We start from the raw sequence: 23169 nt of genomic DNA, 5'->3' as shown, positions 1-23169 counted from the left end.
CTTCCTGCCAACGCGTTCAGAGATAGGGGTCCGGAGCCGACGTGATCGGCGCGGATTCCTCGACGTGCTGCTGGTGGCCCGCGTACTCCGCCTCGTCGGTGACGCGGATCGCCAGCCCCTGCCCGATGTCCTGCGGCTGCCCCAACCCGAACGGCGGCACCTCGCCGAACGGCGCGTCGAGGCGGAACCCGCGGCCGACCCGGCGCAGCCGGCACCGCTCCGGGTCGGCCGGCCCGGCCGCGCGCAGCACGGGCACCCCCTTCTCCACCGCGACGGTGAAGCTGACGGACCGGGTGTGCTCGGTGATCACCGGCAGGAAACCGTTGCCGGACCCGTAGAACGCCTCGATCCGCAGGCCGTGCAGGTCGCGCGCGCGTCGCCACGCCAGCCCCCACAGCCCGAGCGCGGCGAGCAGCACCAGCGCGGCCGTGCCGAGCCCGATCCAGAGCCACGGCGGCGGCTTGTCCACCGTGACGACGAACGGGAGCCGTTCGTACTCCACCGAGGGCTGCTCGTCGTCGACCAGCACCAGCGTCCCGACGACCACGCCCTCGGGCACGTCGCCGCCGAAGTCCAGCCGGGCGTCGAACCCGCTGTTCCCGGCCGGGGCCTCGTGGACGGCACCCGCGACCGTGATCGGGTGCCCGTCCTCCTGGACCAGCCGCACCCGCACCCGCTTCGGCGCGCCGGTGCTGTTGGTGACGGTGACGCGCCTGGTCACCGACCCGCCGGGGGCCACCTCGTCGTGGATGTTCGGCATCACGGCCGCCGCGCGCACCGGTGCCGGCCCGACCGCCACGGTCGCGTTCGCCACCGGGTGGTCGCCGCTGATCCCGATGCCGGTGACGTGGCCGGTGAACCGGAGCGACCCGGTCACCCCGGCCGGGATGGTGGTGCTGCCGGTGAACGTGCCGTCGCCCGCCGTCGGGTCGCTGCCGGTGCCGTCGTCGGTCAGCGGGATCTCGGCCTGGAACCCCTCGCCGGCGACTTCCGCGCGGAAGCTGAGGCCCTGCACCAGGCCCGCGTCCACCACCGGGCCCCGCCGGGTGCGCATCCGCACCGAGACCTTGACCGGCTGCCCGGCGCTCAGCGAGGACGAGTCCGGCTCGATGAACGCCTGCACGGCCCCCTGCCACGTCACGGCGGTGCTGACGCTCTGCTCCGGCACGCCGTCCGCCGACCTGATCCGGACCTTCCACCGGCCGGGTTCTGGGTCCACGATCCGCAGCGACTCCACCGCGCCGTCCTGACCGCTGCCCTGGTACCGCGACCCGCCGGCGGACCCCTCCTTCGGGGCGACCTCGTCGTTGGGGCGGACGAACTCCACGCCCACCCGCGGGTCGTGCTTGATCACGATGATGGACCCGTCCGTGGCGATCGCCGGGATGTCGACGGTCGCCTCGGTGGTCCCGTTGGCGGGCAGCGTGTGCTTCTCGACCTTGCTGCCCGCCGCGCACCGCGCCGCGCTGTAGGAGCCGAAGATGGCGTCGTCGACGTCGGCGGAGCCGTTCACGATCGTCGCCCGGGGCGTGGGCGTCGCGGTGCCGCACGAGCCCTGGTAGCCGCTGCGGGCGAACTCCTCCAGCTGCGCCGCGTCGACGTTGCCGAAGCCCAGCGGCCAGACCTGCACCTTGTCCCGCTGCGCGGCGCGCAGCCGCTCGGCGATCACGTCGCGCGCCGCCGCGTTGCGCTGGTCCGGCGACTTGCCGACGCCGTAGCGCTCGCTGTCGCTGACGTCCAGCTTGCCGTCGGTGAGCAGGAAGACGATCTTCGGCTGGTCTCCCGCGTCCTTGGGCAGCGTCGACAGCGCGTGGCCCAGCGCCTCGGCGTGGTCGGTGCCGTCGCCCTTGCCGCGCTCCCTGATCCGCAGCTTCTCCACGCAGGTGGTGAGCTGCCGGCGTTCGACCCCGCCCGCCACCGTGGTCGGCGGGCACACCACGTCGACCGGGGGAACGCCACCGCTGTCGCTGCCGAAGCCGATGATCGCCACGGTCGACCGGGGCGAGAACTCGGCCTGGGCGATGAGGCCCGCCGCCTCCTTCTCCCGCGCCATGTCCTCGGGCGAGATGCTGCCCGACTGGTCGACGAGCACGACGATGTGGACCGGCTGCACCTCGGGTTCGGCCGCGCTCGCGCCGGAGGCCGGCACGAGCAGCGACAGGCCCAACGCGACCACCGCGAGCGGAATGGATCGAGTGGCCAACGAGCCACCTCCGTTAGCTGGCACAAACGAGGACGACGACCGGCCGTCGGGCAATGTCCGGCTGTATCACCCGATCGGTGTGTCGACTGCCATCATGCCTTCGCGGACCGGATTAAATTGGCCAAAGACGGGCCAATTAGTTGTCATTTCGTCCGGCCAGCAGCTTGTCCACGAGCACCGCGACATCCGGTTCGGAGAATCCGCGGGGAAGGTGCAGGAACTGCGTGCCGGCGAGGAACGCCAGCGGCTCCGGGAGGTCGGCCGCGCGCAGCGCCATCCGGTTCCCGACCAGGATCGGCACTATCCGCGCGCCGGCCGCCCGCGCCTCGAGGATCTCCCGCCGCACCCAGTCGTCCGGATCGCCGGGGTGCCCGCGCGCCGGCCCCGCCCGCCCCCACTCCCAGTCCGGCCCGATGATCGGCAGCAGGTGGCCGCACCCCCGGGCCGCCTCCACCAGCACCCGTTCGAAGTCCGGTTCGCCGTGCGGGATCGAGCACACGTCGCGGAACACCGCGGCCTCGCCGAGCCGCCGGCTCAACTCGTTGTGCACCAGGCGGGCGGCGTCGTCGCCGTCGCCGGTGCGGTAGTTGATGAAGTACTCGAACGCCCGCGGCTCGGGCGGGCGGGTGCGGACCCCGTACGGTTCGAGCAGGTCGGCGAGCCATTGCCGGTGCTCCGGCGCGTCGAGCGCCCGACCGGCCGCGCCCGGCGGCTCCTGCACGGGGCCCGCCGCCAGGAAGCGGTCCTCGAACAGCACGACGGTGTCCCTGGGCATGTCCGCCACGGACTGCCAGAGGATGCCGTCCGCCCACGTGACCCGGTCGTGCAGCCACGCGGCCCACTCGCGGGTCGCCGGGAAGTCGTCGGCGCGCGAGGTGATCAGCCAGGCGTCCTGGTGCACGGCGGCGAGGTCCTGCGCGGTGGTGAGCCTGATCAGGGACAGGTCCGCGGTGGTGCGCAGGTCGGAGAGCACCTGGCCGCGCAGCGCCTTGCGCAGCAGGTAGCGCTCCTCGCCGGGGGTCGCCGCGAACTCCCGGAGGAACCGCTCCGCGATCGCGGTCTCCGGCGCCGCCGACGCGCACAACGTCCGGTAGCCGCACCCGGTGGTGGCGTCGAACCGCCCGCCGCCACCGAAGACGCTCGACTGCGGCCGGTCGGGCTGGTGCGCCCGCAGCGTGGCCGGGTGGACCCGGCGCAGCACGGTGCCCGCCTGGAGCACCACCCGGGTCGGGATGCGCTCCAGCGCCCGCGGCGGTGCGTGGAAGGCCAACGCTCACCCGCTCACGGCCGCGGTGGCGGCGGCCACCAGCAGGTCGTCGGGGGTGTTGCCGATCAGCGTGGACGGCGGGTCGCGCAGCCAGACGTTGGCGTTGAGCCACCAGTCCGCCGCGCCCCACGGGTCCTGCCACGCGCCGAGCACCCGGTTGACCCGGAGCACCACCGGGATCGGCTGCCCCTGAGCGTCCAGCTGGAAGCCCGGCACCGCGCAGCCTCCCGCCGGCCGGCGCAGCCGGATCAGGTCCGGCAGGTCCGGGTCCACGCCCCGCCTGCGCAGGTCGAACGCCGATTCCCAGCTGCCGGCGAGCACCTTCTCCTCGGCGGTCCGCGGTCCGCTGCCCAGGGTGTGCAGGTGGGTGGCGAGCCGGGCGAGCGCCCGGTCGACGTCCAGCGTGTCGGCCGACCTCCGGACCGGCCCGTCGCCCGCGTCCAGCACCGGGTCGTCGGGCAGCCGGGTCAGCAGCAGGTGCAGGATCCGGCGGGCGCCGGCCTTGCGCGCGTCCGCCGTGCCGGCGTCGGCCATCGCGGTGACGAGTCCGCGCAACACGGCCCGGCCCCGCTCGTCGAGCCGGGCGCTGACGCGTTCCCACTGGTCGACCAAGGCGGAGAGGATGTCGTGGATCGCCATGCCGACATCCTCTCGCGGAACGGCGCGGTCCGAACCGGCCAGAAAGTTGTCACTTTTCAGCCATTCCCGGAGAACGCACCGCCGGACCGTATCGTAATACCGGTGAGTGACCACGATGTCGCCGCCCAGCTGCGACGGGCCGAACAACTGCTCACGGATTTCGAAACCCGCGCGACCGAGGTCGTCCCGTTCGACGCGCGCGCCGCGCTGGGCGGGTTGGACGAAGCCCGCGAATTGGCGGATGCCGTCCTGGCCGAAGTCGAACAGGGCTGCGGCGAGTGGTTCACCGCGCGGCTGATCCGGGTGTGGGTGTACCGCAACCGGCACCTGGCCGGCGGCGACGTGCGCGACCTGGACGGCGCGGTCGCCGAGCTGCGGCAGCTGGTGGTCCACGACGACGAGGTGGAGCTGCGGACCGACCTCGCCAACCTGCTGTTGCAGCAGTACAACGCCGCTCCCGCGGACGACGCCCGCCACCTGGTGGAGGCGGTCGCGGTGCTGCGCGAGCTGACGGCGGGGGCGCTCACCGACCCGGAACGGGGCGTGGTCGACTCGCTGCTCGGCCTGGCGCTGGTCGAGCGGTTCCGCTGCGAGCGCCGGCACGGCACGGCCACCGCCGGCCGGTTGGACGAGGCGCAGCGGGTGCTGGACCGGGCGTTGCGGCACCTGGGCCTGGACGACCCGCAGCGGGCCGAGGTCCTGCTGGAGCAGGCGCGGGTGCACTGGTTCCGCGCGTCGGTGGACGAACCGGGGTTCACCGCGGACGCGCGGGCCGAGCAGGACGAGGCGATCCGCATGTTCCGGTCGCTGGCGAGCGCCGACGACCGCGCCGCGCTCGACCTGGCGGAGGCGTTGGCCTGGCGCTACGACGAGACGGCCGACCGGGACGACCGGGACGAGGCGATCGGGCTGTTCCGCCGGCTCGGCACGGCGTCGTCCGCGCTGGTGGGCGAACTGCTGCTCGACCGCGCGAAGGAGCACCCCGCCGAGGTGGACGACGTGGTGGCGTACCTGGAGTCGGCGGTGGCCGGTCGGTCCGCTGTGGACGGACAAGTGCACACCCTGCTCTTCGAGGCGTACGCCCTGCGCGCACGGCCGGGCGCGGCGGACGTGCCGAAGATGCTCGGCCTGGTCGACGCCATGCTCGCCGCCGACCCGACCGCGGTACCCGACCGGCCGACGCTGCTGGCCCTGCGCGCCTTCGCCTCGGCCGAACGCGCGCTCGCCACCCGGAGCCCCGACGCGGTGCCGGCGGCCGTCGCCGAACTCAGGCGGGCGGCCCGGCACGTCGTCCCGTTCGACTGGACGCACCTGGCGCTGCTGGGCCTGCTCGGCGTCCTGGCGGTCACCGGCCGCACGCCCGGCGCGACCTCCGCCTGGTCACCGCTGGCGCTCCTGCGGGACTTCCCGCCACGGCTGCGCTCCGAGCTGCTCGACTGGCTGCGGCAGCAGCACGCGCACCGGCGGGACGCGGACGTCGCGAGCGCGATCGCCCTCCTCTGGGCCGACCGGAGCGGTGACGACCCGGCCGTGCCCGCCGTCGAGCGGGAACGCGGCCTGCGCGGCGCGATCGCCGCCGTGGACGAGGCGAGGGCGCTGCTGCCGGAGGGCGACCCGCTGGACGTGGTGCTGCACCAGCAGTCGGGCTACCTGCGCTCGGAACTGGGTCAGCTGCACGACGAGCCCGAACTGCTGGGCCGGGCCGTGGCGGAGCTCGACGCGGTGATCGGGCGGATGGGCGACGGCCACCCGCTGTTCCTCACCACCCTGGCCCTCTTCGCCGCGGCGGTGATCGCCGCGTGCACGCGGGGCGGCGGGCACGCCGACTCCCCGGTGCACGCAAGGGCCGCGCTGGTCCGCGTCGTGGACGAGGAGGACCTGGACCGGGTGGTGAAGGCGGTGCTGCTCCAGGCGCTCGGTTTCATCGAGGTGATGGTGTGGGTGGAGGACCGGCGGGCGGGCGGCATGACCGCCGCGGTCCGGCACTGCCGGCGCGCGCTGTCCCTGCTGACGCCCGACGACCCGCAGCACGACGACGTGCGGTTCACGCTCGCGATCATGCTCGTCGACCGCTTCAGCGTCGTCGGCGACCACCACGACCTGGACGCGGCGATCGCCCACCTGCGAGCCCTGCTCGAACGCGTGCGCGTGCGCGGACCAGGCCGCCAGGTCACCGAGGCCGGGGTGCTCGACCTGCTCCGCCGGGCGCGCGGCGCGGGCCGGGCGGCCTCGAGCACCGGTGACGAGGTCGCGGACGCCGAGGCCGCCCTGGGAGCCGTCCTCGCCCGCGCCGGCACCGGTGCCCCCGCCGACCACCTGGAGATCGCCTACCAGCACAACGCCTACGCCCAGGCGCTGATCCGGCACGCGCAGACGACCTCCGACCCGCTGCTCATCACCCGGGCCGCCGAGCAGTTCGACCGGTGCGTCCGGTTGACGCGGCCGGGATCGGCGCTGTGGGCCCGGATGCAGTCCGGCGCGGGCTTCACGCTGGCGCTGGCCGGTGCGATGGGGAACGCGTGGCCGGTCTTCGAGGACGGCCTGACCCGGCTGGAACAGGTCTCGGGCACGGGCGGGGTACCGGACGGGGAGCGGGCGTCGGCCACGCTGGCGATCGCGTCGAGCTGGCTCGCCTGGCACGTCGCGGGCGGCCAGGACTTCGCCCTCGACCGCGCGCTCGACCGGCTGGCCGAGCTGCCCGGCGACTGGGGGCTGCACGTCGAGGCCGCGCCCCACCTGGACCAGTTCGCGGACGCCTGCTGGCAGCGCGGCCGGGCGGGTGACGTCGACCGGGCGATCGCGATCGGGTTCGAGTCGCTGCGCAGCCGCAGCCGCACGGTCCTGCTCCAGCAGGTCGACGAGCACGGGATGCGCAACGCGGCCGATGCCGCCGGCCGGTCGGTCGTGGTGGCGATGCGGTGCCTGGCCGCCGGCCGGCCGGAGCAGGCGGTCCAGGCGGTCGAAGCGGGCCGGGGGCTGGTCCTGGGCGGGACCGGCGTGACGGCGGACGTCGCCACCCGGCTCGTCCGGGCCGGGCACGGGGACCTGGCCGCGCAGTGGCGGCACGCGGCGTCGGTGGAGACGCCCCCGCCGGCCGGGATCGACATGGCGATGGACTTCGCGCCCAGCGACCTGAGGTTCCAAGTCCTCACCGCGCTGGCCGGCCAGGGTGACCTGCTCGCCCCGCCCGCCGCGCTGGCCATCGCGGGGGCGTTGCGCGCCATGGAGTCCGACGCGTTGGTCTACCTGCTGCCGGGACGGGACGGACACCGCGGGTGCGCCCTCCTCGTCATGGCGGACGGCGCGGTGCGGGAACTGCCGCTGCCCGCACTCGTGGAGAGCGCGCGACCCGCGGCGGACCTCGAACCGCTGTGCGAGTGGGCGTGGGACGCGGCCATCGGACCGCTGCTCCACCACCTCGGGCCGGCGGCGAGACCGGTGCTCGTGCCGATCGGGATGTTGGGTGACGTGCCCTGGCACGCCGCCCGCGAGGGGCAGCGGCTGGCGGTGCGCGAGGCGGTGTTCTCCTACGCCGCCTCCGCGCGGCAGTTCTGCGACCTGGCGGGCCGCCGGCGCAGGCCGCTCGGCGAGGCGCCGGTCGTGCTGCTCGCCGACCCGGACGTCGACCTGAGGTCCGCCGTCTTCGAGGCCGAGTTCCTGCACCGCTGCTACCCGGACGGGCGGTTCTACGGCACCGAGGTCGACGGCGTGCCGTTCACCGGCGTCGGCACGTCGGAGGAAGTGCTGAACGCCATCCCGACGGCCTCGGTGGCGCACGTCGGGTGCCACGCCCGCAGCGGCGCCACACCGGAGCAGTCGTTCCTGCGCCTCGCGGACGGGGAGGCGCTGTCCGTCGACCGCGTCCTGCGCCGGGCCAGGGCCCGCCCGTCCGCGGCGCTGGGCGGGTTGGTCGTGCTGGCGGCGTGCCGCAGCGATGTCACCGAGGTCGTGCACGACGAGGCGCTCACGCTGGCCAACGCGTTCGTCGAAGCCGGGGCCACGGGGGTGGTCGGCACCCGGTGGGAGGTCGACGACCTGGCCACCAGCCTGATCACGTGCGTCCTGCACGCCGAACTGCGGCGCGGCACGAGACCGCGTGACGCGCTGCGGGCGGCGCAGCTGTGGGCGCTGGACCCGTGGCGCTCGCCGATCGAGGGCATGCCGCCCTACCAGGCGGGCCGGGTCCGCGCGGTGGACCTCACGCGCCCGGAGTACTGGGCGGCGTTCACCCACCACGGCTGGTGAGACGTGGGCACCACCGGCCGGTTTCCCCGCTACCGCAAGGGGTTCGGCGTCGGACCGCTGACCGGCATGCACGGGCGGAGCCGTCTACCCGGACCGGGCTGTTCGCGCGGGCAGTCGGTCGCGCACCGGTTCCATCGACAGCACCGACGACACGACCGACCACCCCGTCCGTGGGCGTGCGCAACCGCACGCGGTCACCCGGTGTCGGCCGGCCGCCACTGGATGCCGTACCCGCGGTCGGGCCGCAGACCCGAGAAGTCCACCTCCACCTCGCCGATACCGTTGGGGCGCACCAGGTCCCGGCCTTCGGCGAGGTCGTCGATGTCACGGTGGAACGCGCCGTCCACCCGCCAGACCGACGCCGGGAGCGCCGTCGACGGGAACCGCACGACCAGGTTGAAGTGGTCGCACGGCCGCTCCGGCCAGAACACGTAGGTGGGGCGCATCGGCTGCCCCTCCGGCACCTGGACGTGCAGGGAGAACCGGTGCGCCTCGCCCGCGCGGAGCGTGCGGGGCAGCTTCAGGTGCAGCAGGAACCGGCGGGGCGACGGGCGTTCGGTCGAGAGCAGCTCGACCCCGTGCAGCACCTCCACGTCCAGGTCCGCCGGCGCGCCGTCCCCGGTGGCGGCCGGGATCGAGATCGACCAGGTGATGCGGTCGATCCCGTCGCAGTCGGCCACGAGCGTGCGCCGTTCCGTGCAGCTGGGCGTGGTGCCGTCCAGCCGGAGCACGGCTTCGAAGTCCGAGACGCGCCAGCCGTCCTCCCGGGACCGCGGCGCCGGCTGCGGCGTGGCGTCCAATGCCGCCTCCACGAGCCTGATGAGGCCCTCGTCGATCCGGCGGCGCATCGTGCGCGCGCCGCGTTCCTGTTGCGCGGCGAGCCAGTCGACGCGTTCGTTGAGGAAGCGGTACTGCGCCCCCTCGTGCAGCGCCAGGGGAGCGGTGACCGTCAGCCGCAGGTCGAGCGGGAACCGCTCGACGATCCCGTCGACCCAGGCGCGGATCTTGTTGCGCACGGTCTCCGCGCCGTCCGCGCCGGTGATGCCGCAGACCTCCTGCAACGCGGGGCCGACCTGGCGGTCGATCGCGGGCGCCTGCATGCCGGGCCCGCGGCACAGGGCCCTCAGCTCGCTGAGCAGCAGGTCGGGTTGCACGGTCATGCGGCCTCCGCGTCGACCATCGCCGGGTGAATAGGTGCGGACCGGGGTGCTGTCGATATGTGGCGACATTCTGCGTCCGTGAATTCGATCGGTCATGGTTGATGCCTTCATCGACTGTACGGCGAGCAACGTTACGCCATCCGGTCGCGGCATCGTATCGTTATCGACCGCTGGTTCAACGGCGGGCTGTGGTAGCCGATACGGACGAGTCGAGGACAAGTGCGAAGGATTCCCGGTGACCGGTGATGACGATCATCGAATAGCCGCGCCGCCGATGCGCGGTGGGCCGTTCTCGCAGTTCACTCGCATGGCCCAGCCGACTGCGGGGTGTTCGCGCTGGTCGGTGACCGGTGCGGAATCGGTGGTGTCGCCGCGGTTCGCAGGTATCGGAGGGATTCTCGCGTTCGACTCGCGGCCCGGGCCGACGATCGCGGCGGGTACTCCGATCGGGTTGCGCCGGCTTCCGGGTATTGACCGGCTCCGGAAAACTGATTCCGCAATTATCGTGATAAGCGAGTCCGGAGCCGGTCGGATCGGGATCGGGACGTCGTCCCGCATACCGGTCGCGACCGACTCCGGACTTCTCGGACCGTGCGCACCGCCCGGAGCGGTCAGCTCGAAGGCTGCGCGCTGGGCGACGGCGAGGCCGTCGTGCTCTCGGACGGCGGTGCCGTGGTGGTCGTGGGGCTGCTCGGCGTCACCGTCGTGGTCGTCGTGGTCGTCGTCGTGGGAACTCCGGACGAGGTGGTCGCCCGCGAGGTCTCCGTGGTCGTCGTGGGCGGTGCTGTCGTCGTGGTGGTGGGCTGCTGGGGCAGCGGGACACCCTCCTCTCGCAACACGTCCAGGATCTGGGCCTTGGCGTTCTCCAGCGCCTGCTGGATCTGCTGGGCCGTCATGCCGGGGACGTCCTGCGCCAGCCTGGACAGCCGGGCCCACACCTCCTCGAGCCTCGCCTTCGCCTGCGGGCTGAGGTCCGCGGGCAGGCTGACGACGAGCTGCGAGGCCAGCGCGTAGGTCACGCACGCCACGCACGAGTGGTTGACGGCGACCGCGATGTTCTCCGGCACCACCACGTCCGCCTGACCGACGATGAGGACGACCTGGAACGCGACGGCCACGGTGGTGCAGTCGCGGCACGAGGCCAGCGCGTACGCCTCGTTCCTGTTGTCCACCACGCCGTCGGTCTCCCACACCAGCGCGAAGGAGACCTGGTAGCGCACCGCACCGTCGGTGGTGTTGACCACCAGCGCCTGGTTGTCGCCCGGTCCCGGCGGTTCCGGGCGGTCGAACGGGAAGACCCACGTCGGTGCGTCGGCCGGCCCGTCGACCGGCACGAGGACCATCGCCAGCACCGGCTTGTCCTTCGTGGGCACGGGTGCCCCGGCGGGCCAGGCCGTCCGGGTCGTCGCGGTCTCGGCGACGGGCGTCGTCGCCGGCGGGACGGGCCCGGGGCCCGCCGCCATGCCGGGTACGGCGTCGGCCACCGTTCCGCGCTCCTGGGGCTGGATCGGCCGGTACCGCTCGGGGTTCGGCCACCACGCCCACAGCAGCCCCGCGACGACGGCCAGTCCGCACAGCACGACGAGCGCGCGTCGTCCGGGCTTTCCGTCGGTGGACGCCCAGACACGCTTGCACGTCCGCTGGACGAGCCGGATCAGCAGCAGGCCGATGCCCAGCACGGGGAGGGCGATCGCGGCGATGGAGAGCACCCGCACGAGCACGAGTGCCAGGTCGCCGTCGCCCAGCGCCCCGCTCGCGGACCGCCACTGCTCGCCGACGCCCTGCCACGCCGTCGCCACCACGCGGGGGAAGGCCAGCACCACCAGGGCCATGCCGGCCAGCAGCAGCGGCACCACCACGAGGACCCACGTCGTCACGACGACCCGTGCCCACGGCTTGAGCACCTTCGACTCCGGCTTGCCCCAGCGGTGCGGCAGCAGGCCGAGGAGCGTGGGCTTGATGTGCCGGAACAGGTCCGGCACACCGGTCAGGTCGGCGAGCACGTGGTAGCCGTCGTACCGGACCATCGGCGCGAGCTGGCGCACCATCTGCACGATCTGGGTCGCCACCACCAGCAGCAGGGCGTCCCAGCCGGACAGCCACCAGACGCCGTACACGGCGACCGCCACCAGCGCGTTGAAGTACAGCCCGCCGAGGTCGGTGCGCAGCCGCCCGGCCCGGCCGAGCCGGTAGCTGTCGGTCACGTCCGTGTAGAAGGCGGGCCACAGCAGGTACAGGCCGAAGCCCATCGCGCCGGGGGTCGCACCGCCGTACCGGGCGGCGGCGGCGTGCCCGAACTCGTGGAAGCCGGCCGAGACCACCGTCACCGCGAACACCAGCAGGAGCAGTGCGGGCTGGTGGAACGCCTGGTGGGTGGCGCCCGCGAGGCCCTTCTCGAACAGCACCCAGAAGGCCACCGCCGCGAACGCCACCAGGGCCGCCGCGACCACCAGCGGGTGGAACAGCCGGGCGAACGGCGCGGTGATCCGCCTGGTCACCGCGGGCTCGGTCACCACGCGGCGCAGGCGCAGCCCGAGCAGCGGTTCGGCCTTGCGGTGCTCCGGCTGCGTGCCGTCGGGCAGCGTGAGCACGCCGAGCGGCGCCAGCTTGGTCTCCAGCAGCACGCGCACGTCGTCCGCGCTCACCCGACGGCCGACGGCCCGCCCGACCGTGCCCGCGATCTCCGCGTGGTCGGCACGCCCGTCGACGGCCTGCAGCACCCGGTACAGCAGCGGCGTCAGCTGGAGCACCTGGCCGTCGGCACGGCGCACCAGGGCCGGCGGGCGGCGGTAGCCGGAGTCGCGCAGCTCTCCGATCAGTTCGACGCCCCGCGCGCGGTGCGGCACGTCCCGTTCCGCCCCGGGCGGGCGGGGTGCGGTGGTCGCACCCCGCCCGGCCGGGCTGTTCCCTGACACGCTCATGGGATCGCTCACTGGTCGATGTCGGACCTCTGCGCGGCGTTCGCCTCGGCGGTGCCGTCGATGGTCTGCTGGATGATCGCGTCCTGCTGCGCGACCGCGGTCGCCTCGGAGCCGGCCGAGCCGATGTTCGCGGCCACCGCGGCGTCGATCGGGGCGGCCACGTTGGCGTTGAGGGCCACGGCGCCGTTGATCGGCGCGGCCAGGTCCAGGTCGGCCGCGAGGTTGACGTCGACGTTGAGCAGGCCGCCCTCCAGCGCGGACGCCGTGTCGGTCGGCGGCACCTGGACGGCGGGGGCGGTCCCGCCCGCGGGCGGCGGCGTCGGGTTCGTGCCCTGGTCGATGGCGCTGTCCTGGTCGGAGTTCGCCAACGCCTCGCCGGTGATGCCCTGCTGGATCGCGACGCCCTGGTCGGACAGGGCCTGCGCGGTGGACCCCTCGGAGAGCACGTTCGCGCCGACGGCGGCGTCGATCGGGGCCGCCACGTTGACGTTGCCCGCCACGGCCAGGCCGATCGGCGCGGCCAGGTCGAGACCGAGGTCCAGGTCGACGTTCAGGTCGAGCAGCGAGTACACCTCTTTGTCCGGCAACGCCGTGCCGCCCTCGGCGGCCAGCTCGTCGATCGACAGCGGGGGCAGGTTCGCTTCGCTCATCCGTCGCTCCGTTCGTCGGTTGGCCCGGCCGGTCGGACCACGGCCGGGTGATGGTCTGGACCATTACCCGAGTTGGGCGCGGCCAAACGGGGACGGCGGTGCCTTTCCGGAATCGGATCGGAAAACCCTCCTGACGGCGCGAAGGCGTTCGGCCGAATGGACCGATGAGAAGTGAATTCTTTTCGGGAATGTCGTCGGGCTGCGGATCCTGACGGTCATCGGTACTGTTCCGCGCGGTGTGCCGGGAAGCCTGGTCGGCGATGTAGGACGCGTTCGCGACGACCGGAGGCGACATGACGGCGACTCACAACCGTGCTCTCCGGGCACGCAGCACCACGGCGGCGACGCCTCGGCCGCCACCTCGGCCGCCTCGTCAGCGTCGTTCGATGGCGCGGAGCACCAGGGCGACCACGACGAACCCCGCCACCAGCAGGAGTGCGGTTACCAGACCGGACATGCGCGAACACCTCGTGAGCGGTGTGCCGTCAGTGGCCCGATGCTAGTGCAGCTGTGACCGTGCCCACACGATCCTGTCGGGGGTGTCGATATGCGTGCTCGTGATCTTGTCGAGGACTACCCGTTGGTCCGGTTGACCGACGACGCGTTGGCGGCGGCGCGGTTGATCGCCGAGCAGCGGCGGCCGGGTGTGGTGGTGGTGGACGGGGAGGGTCGTCCGGTGACGGTGTTGCCGGGGTCGCAGGTGCTGCGGTTCAGCGTGCCGGGCTACGTGCAGGAGGACCCGTCGTTGGCGCGGGTGTACGACGAGCAGGGTGGCGCGGACGTGTGCCTGCGCAACCTGTCGGGTCGGTCGGTGAAGGAAGTGCTGCCGCCCGAGGAGAAGCGGTACGAGTTGCCGATGGTGTCGGGTGAGGCGACGGTGCTGGAGTGCGCCGCGACGATGGCGCGGCTCCGCACGCCGTTGATCGTGGTGTCCGACGACGAGGAAATCCACGGGGTCGTGACCGCGTCGCATCTGCTGGAGGTCATCCTGAACGCGTCGGAGCCGCGCGCATGACGGTGAGCCAGGTCCTGTCGGTGGTGGTGTTCGTCGGCGCGTACGTCCTGATCGCGACCGAGCGCGTGCACCGGGTCGCCGCCGCGTTGGGTGGCGCGGCGTTGATGCTCGCGTTGGGGCTCACCGACGGGGAGACCGCGTTCCACTCGCTGGACGCGGGTGTGGACTGGAACGTGGTGTTCCTGCTGCTGGGCATGATGATCATCGTGGGGGTGATCAAGCAGACCGGCCTGTTCGAGTACCTGGCGATCGCGGCGGCCAAGCGTGCCGGGGGAAGGCCCTACGCGATGCTGGTCATGCTGGTGGTGATCACGGCGGTGGCGTCGGCGGCGTTGGACAACGTCACCACGGTGCTGCTGATCGCGCCGGTGACGTTCCTGGTGTGCGACCGGCTGGGCCTCAACCCGATCCCGTTCCTGATCGCGGAGGTGATGGCGTCCAACATCGGTGGCACGGCGACGTTGATCGGTGATCCGCCGAACATCATCATCGCGAGTCGGTCGGGGTTGTCGTTCAACGACTTCCTGGTGCACCTGGCACCGTTCGTGGTGGTGCTGATGGCGGTCTTCGTGGTGGTGTGCCGGTGGCTGTTCCGCGATGCGTTCCGCTACGACGAGAAGCGCGTGGCCGAGGTGATGGCGCTCTCGGAACGCGAAGCGATCCGGGACCGGACGCTGCTGGTGCAGAGCCTGGTCGTGCTGGCGCTGGTGTTGACGGGGTTCGTGCTGCACAGCACGCTGCACGTGGACCCGTCGGTGGTGGCACTGCTGGGCGCGGGTCTGCTGGTGCTGGTGTCGAAGGTGACCACCGAGCAGGCCATCGCCGACGTCGAGTGGGAGACGCTGGTCTTCTTCATGGGCCTGTTCGTCATGGTCGGCGCGCTGGTGAAGACCGGGGTGATCGGCGAGGTGTCGCGCGCGCTGGCGGACGCGGTCGGCGGGGAGCCGCTGCTCGCGGTGATGGCGCTGCTGGTGATCTCCGCGCTGCTCTCGGCCATCGTGGACAACATCCCCTACGTGGCCACCATGTCGCCCATCGTCGGTGAACTCGTCGCCGCGCAGGGTGGTACGCCGCAGGCGGAGTCGCTGTGGTGGTCGTTGGCGTTGGGCGCGGACCTGGGCGGCAACGCCACGGCGGTCGGCGCCAGCGCCAACGTCGTCGTGCTCGGCTTGGCGGCACGCAACGGCACACCGATCAGCTTCTGGCAGTTCACCCGTTACGGCATCGTGGTGGCCGGCCTGTCGATCCTGCTGGCGGCGCCCTACCTGTGGCTGCGCTACTTCCTACTGGCGTAGCCACCGGTGCCGGCGTTCCGGAGCAGCCGCCGGCCCGACACCCACGGCGCGCTCACGCGCGGAGAACCGGCAGGTCGTCGTGGGTCACAGTCGCGCCGGGATGACACGGCGCCCCGAGGGCGTTCACCCTGGTGGGCATCGACCAGACTGAGAGCGGAGCGACCACATGGCTACTGTGACCGAGAAGGCTGTCCTCGCGGGTGGTTGTTTCTGGGGCATGCAGGACCTGTTCCGCCGCCATCCGGGCGTCATCTCCACCCGGGTCGGCTACACGGGCGGCGACGTCCCCAACGCGACCTACCGCAACCACGGCAGTCACGCCGAGGCCATCGAGATCGTGTTCGACCCGGCGCGGCTGAGCTACCGGCAGGTCCTGGAGTTCTTCTTCCAGATCCACGACCCGACGACGCGCGACCGCCAGGGCAACGACATCGGCACCAGCTACCGCTCGGCGATCTTCTACGACAGCGACGAGCAGAAGCAGGTCGCGGAGGCGACCATCGCCGCGGTGGACGCGTCCGGCAAGTGGCCGGGCGAGGTCGTCACCGAGGTCACCCAGGCCGGTGACTTCTGGGAGGCCGAGCCGGAGCACCAGGACTACCTGGAGAACTACCCGAACGGGTACACCTGCCACTACGTCCGACCCGAGTGGCAGCTCGGCGAGCGTTGAGCGCGACCGCGGAGATCGTGGCGCTGCACGTTTCGCCCGTGCACGCCTACGAAGGACGGCCGAGCGACGGACCACGACCCGACCCGGAGCCGGTCTCGCGGGATCACGTCGTGGTCCGGGCGGGCCTCGGCCTGGTGGGCGACCGGTACTTCAACCGCGCCGCGCACCGCCGGGCCGCCGTCACGGTCTTCGCCGTCGAAGCGCTGGACGACATCACCGACGACCTGGGACTGGCCGCCGTGCCGAGCCCGCTGGTCGTGCGGCGCAACATCGTGCTGCGCGGGTTCGCCGTGGACCGGCTCGCCCGGCACGACGTGTTCAGCCTGGACTCCGGCGACGGCCCGGTGCGGTTCGAGGCCCACCGGCCGGCGAACCCGTGCGCGTGGATGGACGCCGTGATCGCGCCGGGAGCGTTCAAGGCACTTCGCGGGCGCGGGGGAGTGCGGTGCGTCCCGCTCGACGACGGGCTGCTGCGCCCGGGGCCGGTGGCCCTGGTCACCTGACGGGTCGGCGGAGGTCGGTGGGTCTGCCGGGCGAGTGGAACTGTGCGGCCGATCGGGCGATACGTGTGCCGGGTCGGGGCGGACGACGGCCTGCCGTGCGGTAGACCGGGCTCCTTCGGCACACCCGGCAGGCTGCCCTGGAGAGCTGGGATGGTGGGTTCCGCTCAGGCCGTGCACCGCACGATCGTCGTGGTGGACGTGGAGGGTTTCGGCGACCCGAGCCGCACGCTGCCCCACCAGCTGGGCACGCGGGCGGGTTTGTACCGGGTGGTCGCCGAGGCCCTGGGCGCGGCCGGGGTGCCGTGGGAGGACTGCTACCACGAGGACCGCGGCGACGGCGTGCTCGTGCTGGTCCCGCCGGGCCATGCCAAGGCACCTCTGGTGGAGGTGCTGCCGGGGGCACTGGTGGAGGCGGTGCGGGCGCACAACGACACCAGCCCGGCTGCGCAGCGCACCCGGCTGCGGGTGGCGGTGCACGCCGGTGAGGTGGTCTTCGACCGCCACGGCGTCACCTCGACCGCGGTGACGACGGCCTTCCGGCTGCTGGACGCGCCGCCGGTGCGCCAGGCGCTCGCGCGGTCGCCGGGCCTGGTCGCGCTGGTCGTGTCGCGCTGGCTGTTCGACGAGGTCGTCCGCCAGTCCGCTGTGCTCGACCCGGCCACCTTCCGACCGGTGCCGGTGGAGGTGAAGGAGTTCCGGGACACCGCCTGGATCGCCCTGCCCGACCATCCCCACCCCGCCGACCAGGGCGTGCCCGACCGACCGGCGAACCCGGCCGCAGCCGACGGCAGCGGCGTGACGCCCCGGCAACTGCCCGGCGCGCCGGCACCGTTCGTCGGCCGGGAGGAGTACCTGGCCGCCTTGGACCGCGCCCTGACGGCCGCCGACGCCGACCCCGCCACGGGGACGGCGGTGGTGATCTCCGCGCTGGGCGGTGCGGGCGGCATCGGCAAGACCTGGCTGGCGCTGCACTGGGCCCACCGCCACGCCGACCGCTTCCCCGACGGGCAGTTGTTCGTCGACCTGCGCGGCTTCAGCCCCGACAGCTCACCTCTGCAGCCGGCGGCCGCGGTACGCGGGTTCCTCGACGCCCTGGGCATCGCCCCCGGCGGCCTCCCGGTCGACCCGGACGCCCAGGCGGCGCTGTACCGCAGCCTGGTCGCGGACAGGCGGATGCTGATCGTGCTGGACAACGCCGCCACCACCGACCAGGTCGTCCCCTTGCTGCCCGGCACTCCCACGTGCACGGTCCTGGTCACCGGCCGCACCAAGCTCGCCTCACTGATCGACCGGCACGGCGCCCGCCACGTGCAACTGGACGTCCTCTCCCCAGGGGAGGCCCGTGCCGTGTTGAGCGAACGCCTCGGAGACGGGCGGGTGGCCGCCGAACCCGAGGCGACCGGCGAACTGATCGAGTTGTGCGGGCGCTACCCGCTGGCGTTGGCGATCACGGCCCGCCACGCCGCCACCCGCCCGCAGGTCCCACTGGCCGAGTTCGCCGCCGAGCTGCGCGACCTGGGCCTCGACATGCTGGACGACGACGATCCCGCCGCCAGCCTGCCCACCGTGCTGTCCTGGTCCCTGCGCCGGCTCACCGACGAGCAGCGGACGGTGCTCGCGCTGTTGGGGATCGCACCGGGTCCGGACATCGACCTGTCCGCCGCCGCGTCCCTCACCGGTCTACCTCCGGCTGAAGCACGCAAGGCCCTGCGCGCTCTGGAGGGTGCTTCCCTGCTCGACCGGCGCCCGCGCGGCCGATACGCGATGCACGACCTGGTCCGCGCCTACGCCGCGGTCACGGCTCACGACGACCTGTCGGAGCCGGTGCGGCGGGCCGCGCTGGAGCGTGTTGTGGACTTCTACCTGCACGCCGCCCACACCGCCGACCGCCTCCTGGACCCCCACCGCACGCCGATCCGACTTGCCCCGCCCGCTCCCGGCACCCACCCGCACCCGCTGTCCGACCGCCCGGCCGCGTTGGCCTGGCTGGACACCCACCACGCCCACCTGCTGGCCGCCCAACACACCGCCACCGGCCATGACCGCCATCAGGCCGTGTGGGATCTGGCCTGGACCTTGGGCACCTTCCAGCTGCGGCAGGGGCACCGTCACGACGCGCTGGCCGTGTGGCAGGCCGCCACCGACGCCGCCACCCACCTGGCCGACCCCGCCACCCGCGCCCACGCTCACCGGCTCCTCGGCCGCGCTCACACCGAACTGGGGCAGCACGAGCAGGCCGTCGTCCACCTGCACCAAGCCCTCGCCACCGAACACCACGACCGCATCGAACAAGCCCACACCCACCGCGCCCTCGCGCGGGTCTGGGAGCTTCAGGGGGACAACCGGCAGGCACTGAAGCAGGCCGGCCACGCTTTGGACCTGTTCCGCGGCCTCGACCAGCCGATGTGGGAAACCGTCGTGCTCAACGATGTGGGCTGGTATGCCGCCCTGTCGGGTGAGTACGACACCGCCCGCGACCACTGCCAGGCCGCCCTCGCCCTGCACCGACGCCACCGCCACCCCGAAGGTGAGGCAGACACTCTCGACAGTCTGGGATACATCGAGCACCGCACCGGCCACCATCACCGGGCCACCCACCACTACCAGCAAGCCCTCAACCTCTACCGCACCCTTGGTATCGCCACCAAGGCCGCCGATACCCTCGACCGCCTCGGTCACCCCCACGCCGCTCTCGGCCGGCACGAGCAGGCCCGCGCGGTGTGGCGGGAGGCTCTGGATCTGTACAGAACGCAAGAACGTGAGGTCGACGCCCAGCGCGTTCGGCAACAGCTCGACGACCTCGACAACGCCGCCGACCTCGCCCTCGGCCAGTGACGACGAGTCGCGTGGGCGGTATGAGACGGGGGCGGTCGCGGATTGTGCGGGCCGGGTCGGCGGGATCCGCCCGAACTCGGCCGGTCGGGTGGACTGCGCGGTTGAACGGGGGACGTGGGTCGGATGGCTCGCGACAGCGGACCGCCCGCCGGTAGAACTCTGGTCATCGGCACTCCGCGCGGGCTCTTCTGGAGGGCTGGGATGGCGGGTTCGGGTCGGGCGGTCCACCGCACGATCGTGGTGGTGGACGTCGAGGGCTTCGGCGACCCGAGCCGGACGCTGCCCCACCAGTTGGGCACCCGGGCGGGCCTGTACCGGGTCTTGGCGGAAGCCCTCGGCACGGCCGGGGTCCGGTGGGAGGACTGCTACCACGAGGACCGCGGCGACAGCGTGTTCGTCCTGGTGCCGCCCGACGTGCCCAAAGCGCCCGTGGTCGAGGTGGTGCCCGAGGCGCTGGCACGGGGGTTGCGGGAGCACAACGCGACCGGCCCGCCCGAGCAACGGACCCGGCTGCGGATGGCCGTGCACGCCGGCGAGGTCGCCTTCGACGCCCACGGCGTCACCTCCACCGCGCTCACGACCGCCTTCCGGCTGCTCGACGCCGCAGCGCTCCGGCAGGCCCTGGCCGACTCGCCCGGCGTGCTCGCGCTGATCGTGTCCGGCTGGGTCTTCGACGAGGTCGTCCGCCACTCCGCGGTGCTGGACCCGGCCACCTTCCGGCCCGAGGCGATCGCGGACGAGGACGTCCGCGACACCGCGTGGATCGCGCTGCCCGACCACCCCCGTCCCGCCGACCCGACGGTGCTCGACCGCCTCGTGCACGCCGGTGACGAGCCGGCCCGCGCGGGCGGGCTGGAGTTCGGGTTGCTGGGGCCGACAGCGGTCTGGCACGACGGGGTGGAGATCGCGGTGACCAGCGCGCAGCAGCGCTGCGTGCTGGCATTGCTGCTGTCGGAGGCCGGCCGGATCGTGTCGTTGGACCGGCTGGTCGACGCCTTGTGGGAGGACGACGCCGTGCCGCGCACCGCGCGCAACGTGGTGCAGGGGTGCGTGTCGGAACTGCGCCGGGTGCTGGCCGTGGACCCGACGGTCCGGTTGACGTACAAGCCACCCGGCTACCTGCTGCGGGTGGACCGGGAACGGGTCGACCTGCACCGGTTCCGCGCGCTGGTCGTCCGGGCGCGCGACGACGTCGACGAGGCCGACCGCGCCGCGTCGCTGCGGCGGGCGGTGGAGCTGTGGCGCGGCGAGCCGCTGGCGGACGTGGAGGCCCCCGGCCTGGTGCCGCTCCGGGAGGCGTTGGCCGAGGAGCGGTTGGCGGTGCTGGAGGACTGCCTGGAGGCGGAGGTCGGCTCCGGGCGGCACGCCGAGGCGGTGCCGGAGCTGCGGGCGCTGGTGGCCGGGCACCCGCTGCGCGAGCGGTCGGCGGGGTTGCTGATGCTGGCGCTGTACCGGGGCGGACGGGCGGCCGAGGCCCTGGAGCACTACCGCCAGGTCCGGGAGCGCCTGGCGGACGAGCTGGGCACCGACCCCGGTCCGGAGCTGCAACGGCTGCACCAGCGCATCCTCACCGCCGACCCCACCCTGGAACCCGTCACCGCGCCCGCCGGCGGCAGCGAGTCGACCGTGGTGCCACGCCAGTTGCCGGCCGCGCCCGCGTCGTTCGCCGGTCGGCTCGACGAGCTGGACCGCCTGGACACCACGCTCACCACGGCGGGCGAGGCCACCACCGTGGTCATCTCCGCCGTCGCCGGCGCGGGAGGCATCGGCAAGACCTGGCTGGCCCTGCACTGGGCGCACCGCAACATCGACCGCTTCCCCGACGGGCAGCTGTACGTGGACCTGCGCGGCTTCAGCCCGGACAGCGCACCCATGGAGCCCGCGGTGGCGGTGCGCGGGTTCCTCGACGCCCTCGGCGTCGACCCCGCCCGGCTGTCGGCGGACCTGCACATCCAGGCGGCGTTGTTCCGCAGCCTGGCGGCGGGCAAGCGGATGCTCGTCGTGCTGGACAACGCCGCCGACGCCGCGCAGATCACCCCGCTGCTGCCCGGCAGCGGGACGTGCGCGGTACTGGTGACCAGCCGCAACCAGCTGCCCAGCCTGATCGTCGGGCACGGCGCCCGGCACGTGCCCCTGGACGTGCTGTCCGACGCCGAGGCCCACGCCCTGCTGACCGACCGCCTCGGCGCCGCCCGCGTCGAAGCGGAGCCCGCGGCGACCGACGAGCTGATCCGGCTGTGCGGTGGGTTCCCGCTGGCGCTGAGCATCGTCACCTCGCACGCCCACACCCGTCCCCGGCTGTCGCTGACCGCCCTCGCGGCCGAGCTGCGCGACCTGGGCCTGGACGCCCTGGACAGCGACGACCCGGCCGCCAGCCTGCCGACCGTGCTGTCCTGGTCCCTGCGCGCACTCACCCCCGACCAGGCGCACGCCTTCGCGCTGCTCGGCATCGCACCCGGTCCCGACATCGGCCTGTCCGCCGCCGCCGGTCTCACCGGCCTGCCCCCGCCGAAGACCAGGGCGGTGTTGCGCGCACTGGAACAGGCGTCACTGGTCGGACAGGACACCCGCGGCCGGTACCGGATGCACGACCTCATCCGCCGCCACGCCACGGTCACCGCCGACGACCTGCCGGCACAGGTCCGCGAGGAGGCCCTGCGGCGGGTGGTCGACTTCTACCTGCACACCGCGTTCGCCGCCGATCGGCAGCTGGCGCCGCACCGCCAGGTCGTCCCGCTCCCACCGCCCACCGCAGGCGGCCACCCCCACCGGTTGCCCGACATCCCGGCGGCCATGGCCTGGTTGGAGACCGAGCACCGCAACCTGATCGCCGCGCAACGCACCGCGGTCGCCCACGGGTGGTCCCGGGTGGTGTGGGACCTGGCACGGGCGATGACCACCTTCCACGAGTGGCGAGGCCACCGCCACGACAACCTCGCCTGCTGGCGGGCCGCTCTCACCGGCGACCACCCCGACGACGGCACCAGGCTGATCATGGCCCACCGGATCATCGCCCGTGCCTACGCGGAACTGGAGCGGTACGACGAAGCGGACGCGCACGTGCACCAGGCCCTGGACCTCGCCAGGGGCCGCCGGGACGGCGACGACCTGGACACCGCGCGCCACGAGCGCGCGATCCACCACGAACTCTCGCGGCTGTGGGAACAGCGCGGGGACGACCGCAAGGCCCTGGAGCACGCCAACCTCTCCTTGGCACTCTGCCGCACGCTGGGCGACCCGGTGGGGGAAGCCCGCGTGCTCAACGCGGTGGGCTGGTACGCCGCCCGACTCGGCAGGTACGACGAGGCCCGCGAGCACTGCCGTGCCGCGCTCGCGCTGCAGAGCCGGCACCAGGACCCGGAGGGGACGGCGGACACCCTGGGCAGCCTGGGCTACATCGCCTACCACACCGGCCACTACCTGGATTCCATCCACCACTACCGGCAGTCCCTGGTCCTGTTCCGCGACCTCGGCCACACCTCCAACCTGGCCAACTCGCTCACCGACCTCGGCCAGTCCCACGCCGCCCTCGGCCAGCACGACCAAGCGGGCACGGTCTGGCGGGAGGCGTTGGAGCTGTACCGGGCGCAGGGCCGCGACCTCGACGCCGAACGGTTGCAGCAGCGGCTCGACGGACTCGACGCCGCCGCCGAGAACAAGCCCGACGACGCCGCCGACGACGTGGCCGACGAGAAAGCCGACTCGGACAGCACCCGCTGATAGGCCACGCGCACCGGCGCACTCAGTCACGTTCGTCCGGCTCCGA

General features: G+C 73.2%; 13 protein-coding genes. 7 read left to right on the top strand and 6 right to left on the bottom strand.

Annotated features, from left to right (window positions below):
• Nucleotides 1-16: 16 nt before the first annotated feature.
• The 3 genes from FHS29_RS30455 to FHS29_RS30445 all read right to left on the bottom strand — a co-directional run bounded on the left by FHS29_RS30455 (nucleotide 17) and on the right by FHS29_RS30445 (nucleotide 4109).
• Complete coding sequence (locus tag FHS29_RS30455; protein WP_184696579.1) at nucleotides 17-2203, bottom strand: vWA domain-containing protein; 2187 nt, start codon at nucleotides 2201-2203, stop codon at nucleotides 17-19.
• Between the two features lie 136 nt (nucleotides 2204-2339).
• A complete protein-coding gene (locus tag FHS29_RS30450; RefSeq protein WP_184696577.1) occupies nucleotides 2340-3473 on the bottom strand; it encodes an RES family NAD+ phosphorylase in 1134 nt (377 codons plus the stop codon).
• Nucleotides 3474-3476: 3 nt separating this feature from the next.
• Nucleotides 3477-4109: a hypothetical protein gene (locus FHS29_RS30445; protein ID WP_184696575.1), complete on the bottom strand. Its 633-nt coding sequence runs from the start codon at nucleotides 4107-4109 to the stop codon at nucleotides 3477-3479.
• Between the two features lie 102 nt (nucleotides 4110-4211).
• Here FHS29_RS30445 and FHS29_RS38325 point away from each other — a divergent pair, with 102 nt between their 5' ends.
• Nucleotides 4212-8354, top strand: a complete 4143-nt coding sequence (locus FHS29_RS38325; RefSeq protein WP_184696573.1) for a CHAT domain-containing protein — start codon at nucleotides 4212-4214, stop codon at nucleotides 8352-8354.
• Between the two features lie 194 nt (nucleotides 8355-8548).
• On the opposite strand, the gene FHS29_RS30435 is transcribed toward FHS29_RS38325, so the two are convergent.
• The 3 genes from FHS29_RS30435 to FHS29_RS30425 form a co-directional block, all read right to left on the bottom strand.
• Nucleotides 8549-9514 (bottom strand): hypothetical protein, encoded by a 966-nt coding sequence (locus FHS29_RS30435; protein ID WP_184696571.1) that lies wholly within the window; start codon nucleotides 9512-9514, stop codon nucleotides 8549-8551.
• 611 nt (nucleotides 9515-10125) lie between these two features.
• Complete coding sequence (locus FHS29_RS30430; protein WP_184696569.1) at nucleotides 10126-12435, bottom strand: zinc metalloprotease; 2310 nt, start codon at nucleotides 12433-12435, stop codon at nucleotides 10126-10128.
• Between the two features lie 8 nt (nucleotides 12436-12443).
• Entirely contained in the window at nucleotides 12444-13085 is a 642-nt protein-coding gene (locus FHS29_RS30425) for a peptidoglycan-binding protein (protein ID WP_184696567.1), read from the bottom strand.
• A gap of 547 nt (nucleotides 13086-13632) precedes the next feature.
• Here FHS29_RS30425 and FHS29_RS30420 point away from each other — a divergent pair.
• The 6 genes from FHS29_RS30420 (at nucleotide 13633) to FHS29_RS30395 (ending at nucleotide 23123) form a co-directional block, all read left to right on the top strand.
• Nucleotides 13633-14100 carry a CBS domain-containing protein gene (locus FHS29_RS30420; protein ID WP_184696564.1) on the top strand — a complete coding sequence of 156 codons (468 nt, stop codon included), beginning with the start codon at nucleotides 13633-13635 and terminating at the stop codon, nucleotides 14098-14100.
• Nucleotides 14101-14102: 2 nt separating this feature from the next.
• Nucleotides 14103-15395 carry an ArsB/NhaD family transporter gene (locus FHS29_RS30415; protein WP_312865173.1) on the top strand — a complete coding sequence of 431 codons (1293 nt, stop codon included), beginning with the start codon at nucleotides 14103-14105 and terminating at the stop codon, nucleotides 15393-15395.
• Between the two features lie 166 nt (nucleotides 15396-15561).
• The gene (gene msrA, locus FHS29_RS30410; RefSeq protein ID WP_184696559.1) at nucleotides 15562-16065 is read left to right on the top strand and encodes a peptide-methionine (S)-S-oxide reductase MsrA; all 504 of its coding nucleotides are present in this window, start codon (nucleotides 15562-15564) and stop codon (nucleotides 16063-16065) included.
• Nucleotides 16044-16568, top strand: coding sequence for an MOSC domain-containing protein (locus FHS29_RS30405; protein ID WP_184696558.1), 525 nt, complete (start codon nucleotides 16044-16046; stop codon nucleotides 16566-16568). Before msrA ends, FHS29_RS30405 begins: the two co-directional genes overlap by 22 nt.
• Before the next feature lie 150 nt (nucleotides 16569-16718).
• Complete coding sequence (locus FHS29_RS30400) at nucleotides 16719-19403, top strand: ATP-binding protein (protein ID WP_184696557.1); 2685 nt, start codon at nucleotides 16719-16721, stop codon at nucleotides 19401-19403.
• A gap of 201 nt (nucleotides 19404-19604) precedes the next feature.
• Nucleotides 19605-23123, top strand: a complete 3519-nt coding sequence (locus FHS29_RS30395; protein WP_246441000.1) for an AfsR/SARP family transcriptional regulator — start codon at nucleotides 19605-19607, stop codon at nucleotides 23121-23123.
• Nucleotides 23124-23169 lie beyond the last annotated feature (46 nt).

This window comes from Saccharothrix tamanrassetensis (assembly GCF_014203665.1).
In the GTDB taxonomy this organism is placed as follows: domain Bacteria; phylum Actinomycetota; class Actinomycetes; order Mycobacteriales; family Pseudonocardiaceae; genus Actinosynnema; species Actinosynnema tamanrassetense.
The sequence above is the reverse complement of the archived record's forward strand: the minus strand, read 5'-3'. Positions and strand labels throughout refer to the sequence as shown.

What these genes read in the sequence shown, in the direction of transcription:
- FHS29_RS30420 (WP_184696564.1), top strand. Translation starts at nt 13,633, where the DNA reads ATGCGTGCTCGTGATCTTGTCGAGGACTACCCGTTGGTCCGGTTGACC.
- FHS29_RS30435 (WP_184696571.1), bottom strand. Translation starts at nt 9,514, where the DNA reads ATGACCGTGCAACCCGACCTGCTGCTCAGCGAGCTGAGGGCCCTGTGC.
- FHS29_RS30395 (WP_246441000.1), top strand. Translation starts at nt 19,605, where the DNA reads ATGGCGGGTTCGGGTCGGGCGGTCCACCGCACGATCGTGGTGGTGGAC.
- msrA (WP_184696559.1), top strand. Translation starts at nt 15,562, where the DNA reads ATGGCTACTGTGACCGAGAAGGCTGTCCTCGCGGGTGGTTGTTTCTGG.
- FHS29_RS30425 (WP_184696567.1), bottom strand. Translation starts at nt 13,085, where the DNA reads ATGAGCGAAGCGAACCTGCCCCCGCTGTCGATCGACGAGCTGGCCGCC.
- FHS29_RS30445 (WP_184696575.1), bottom strand. Translation starts at nt 4,109, where the DNA reads ATGGCGATCCACGACATCCTCTCCGCCTTGGTCGACCAGTGGGAACGC.
- FHS29_RS30430 (WP_184696569.1), bottom strand. Translation starts at nt 12,435, where the DNA reads ATGAGCGTGTCAGGGAACAGCCCGGCCGGGCGGGGTGCGACCACCGCA.
- FHS29_RS30400 (WP_184696557.1), top strand. Translation starts at nt 16,719, where the DNA reads ATGGTGGGTTCCGCTCAGGCCGTGCACCGCACGATCGTCGTGGTGGAC.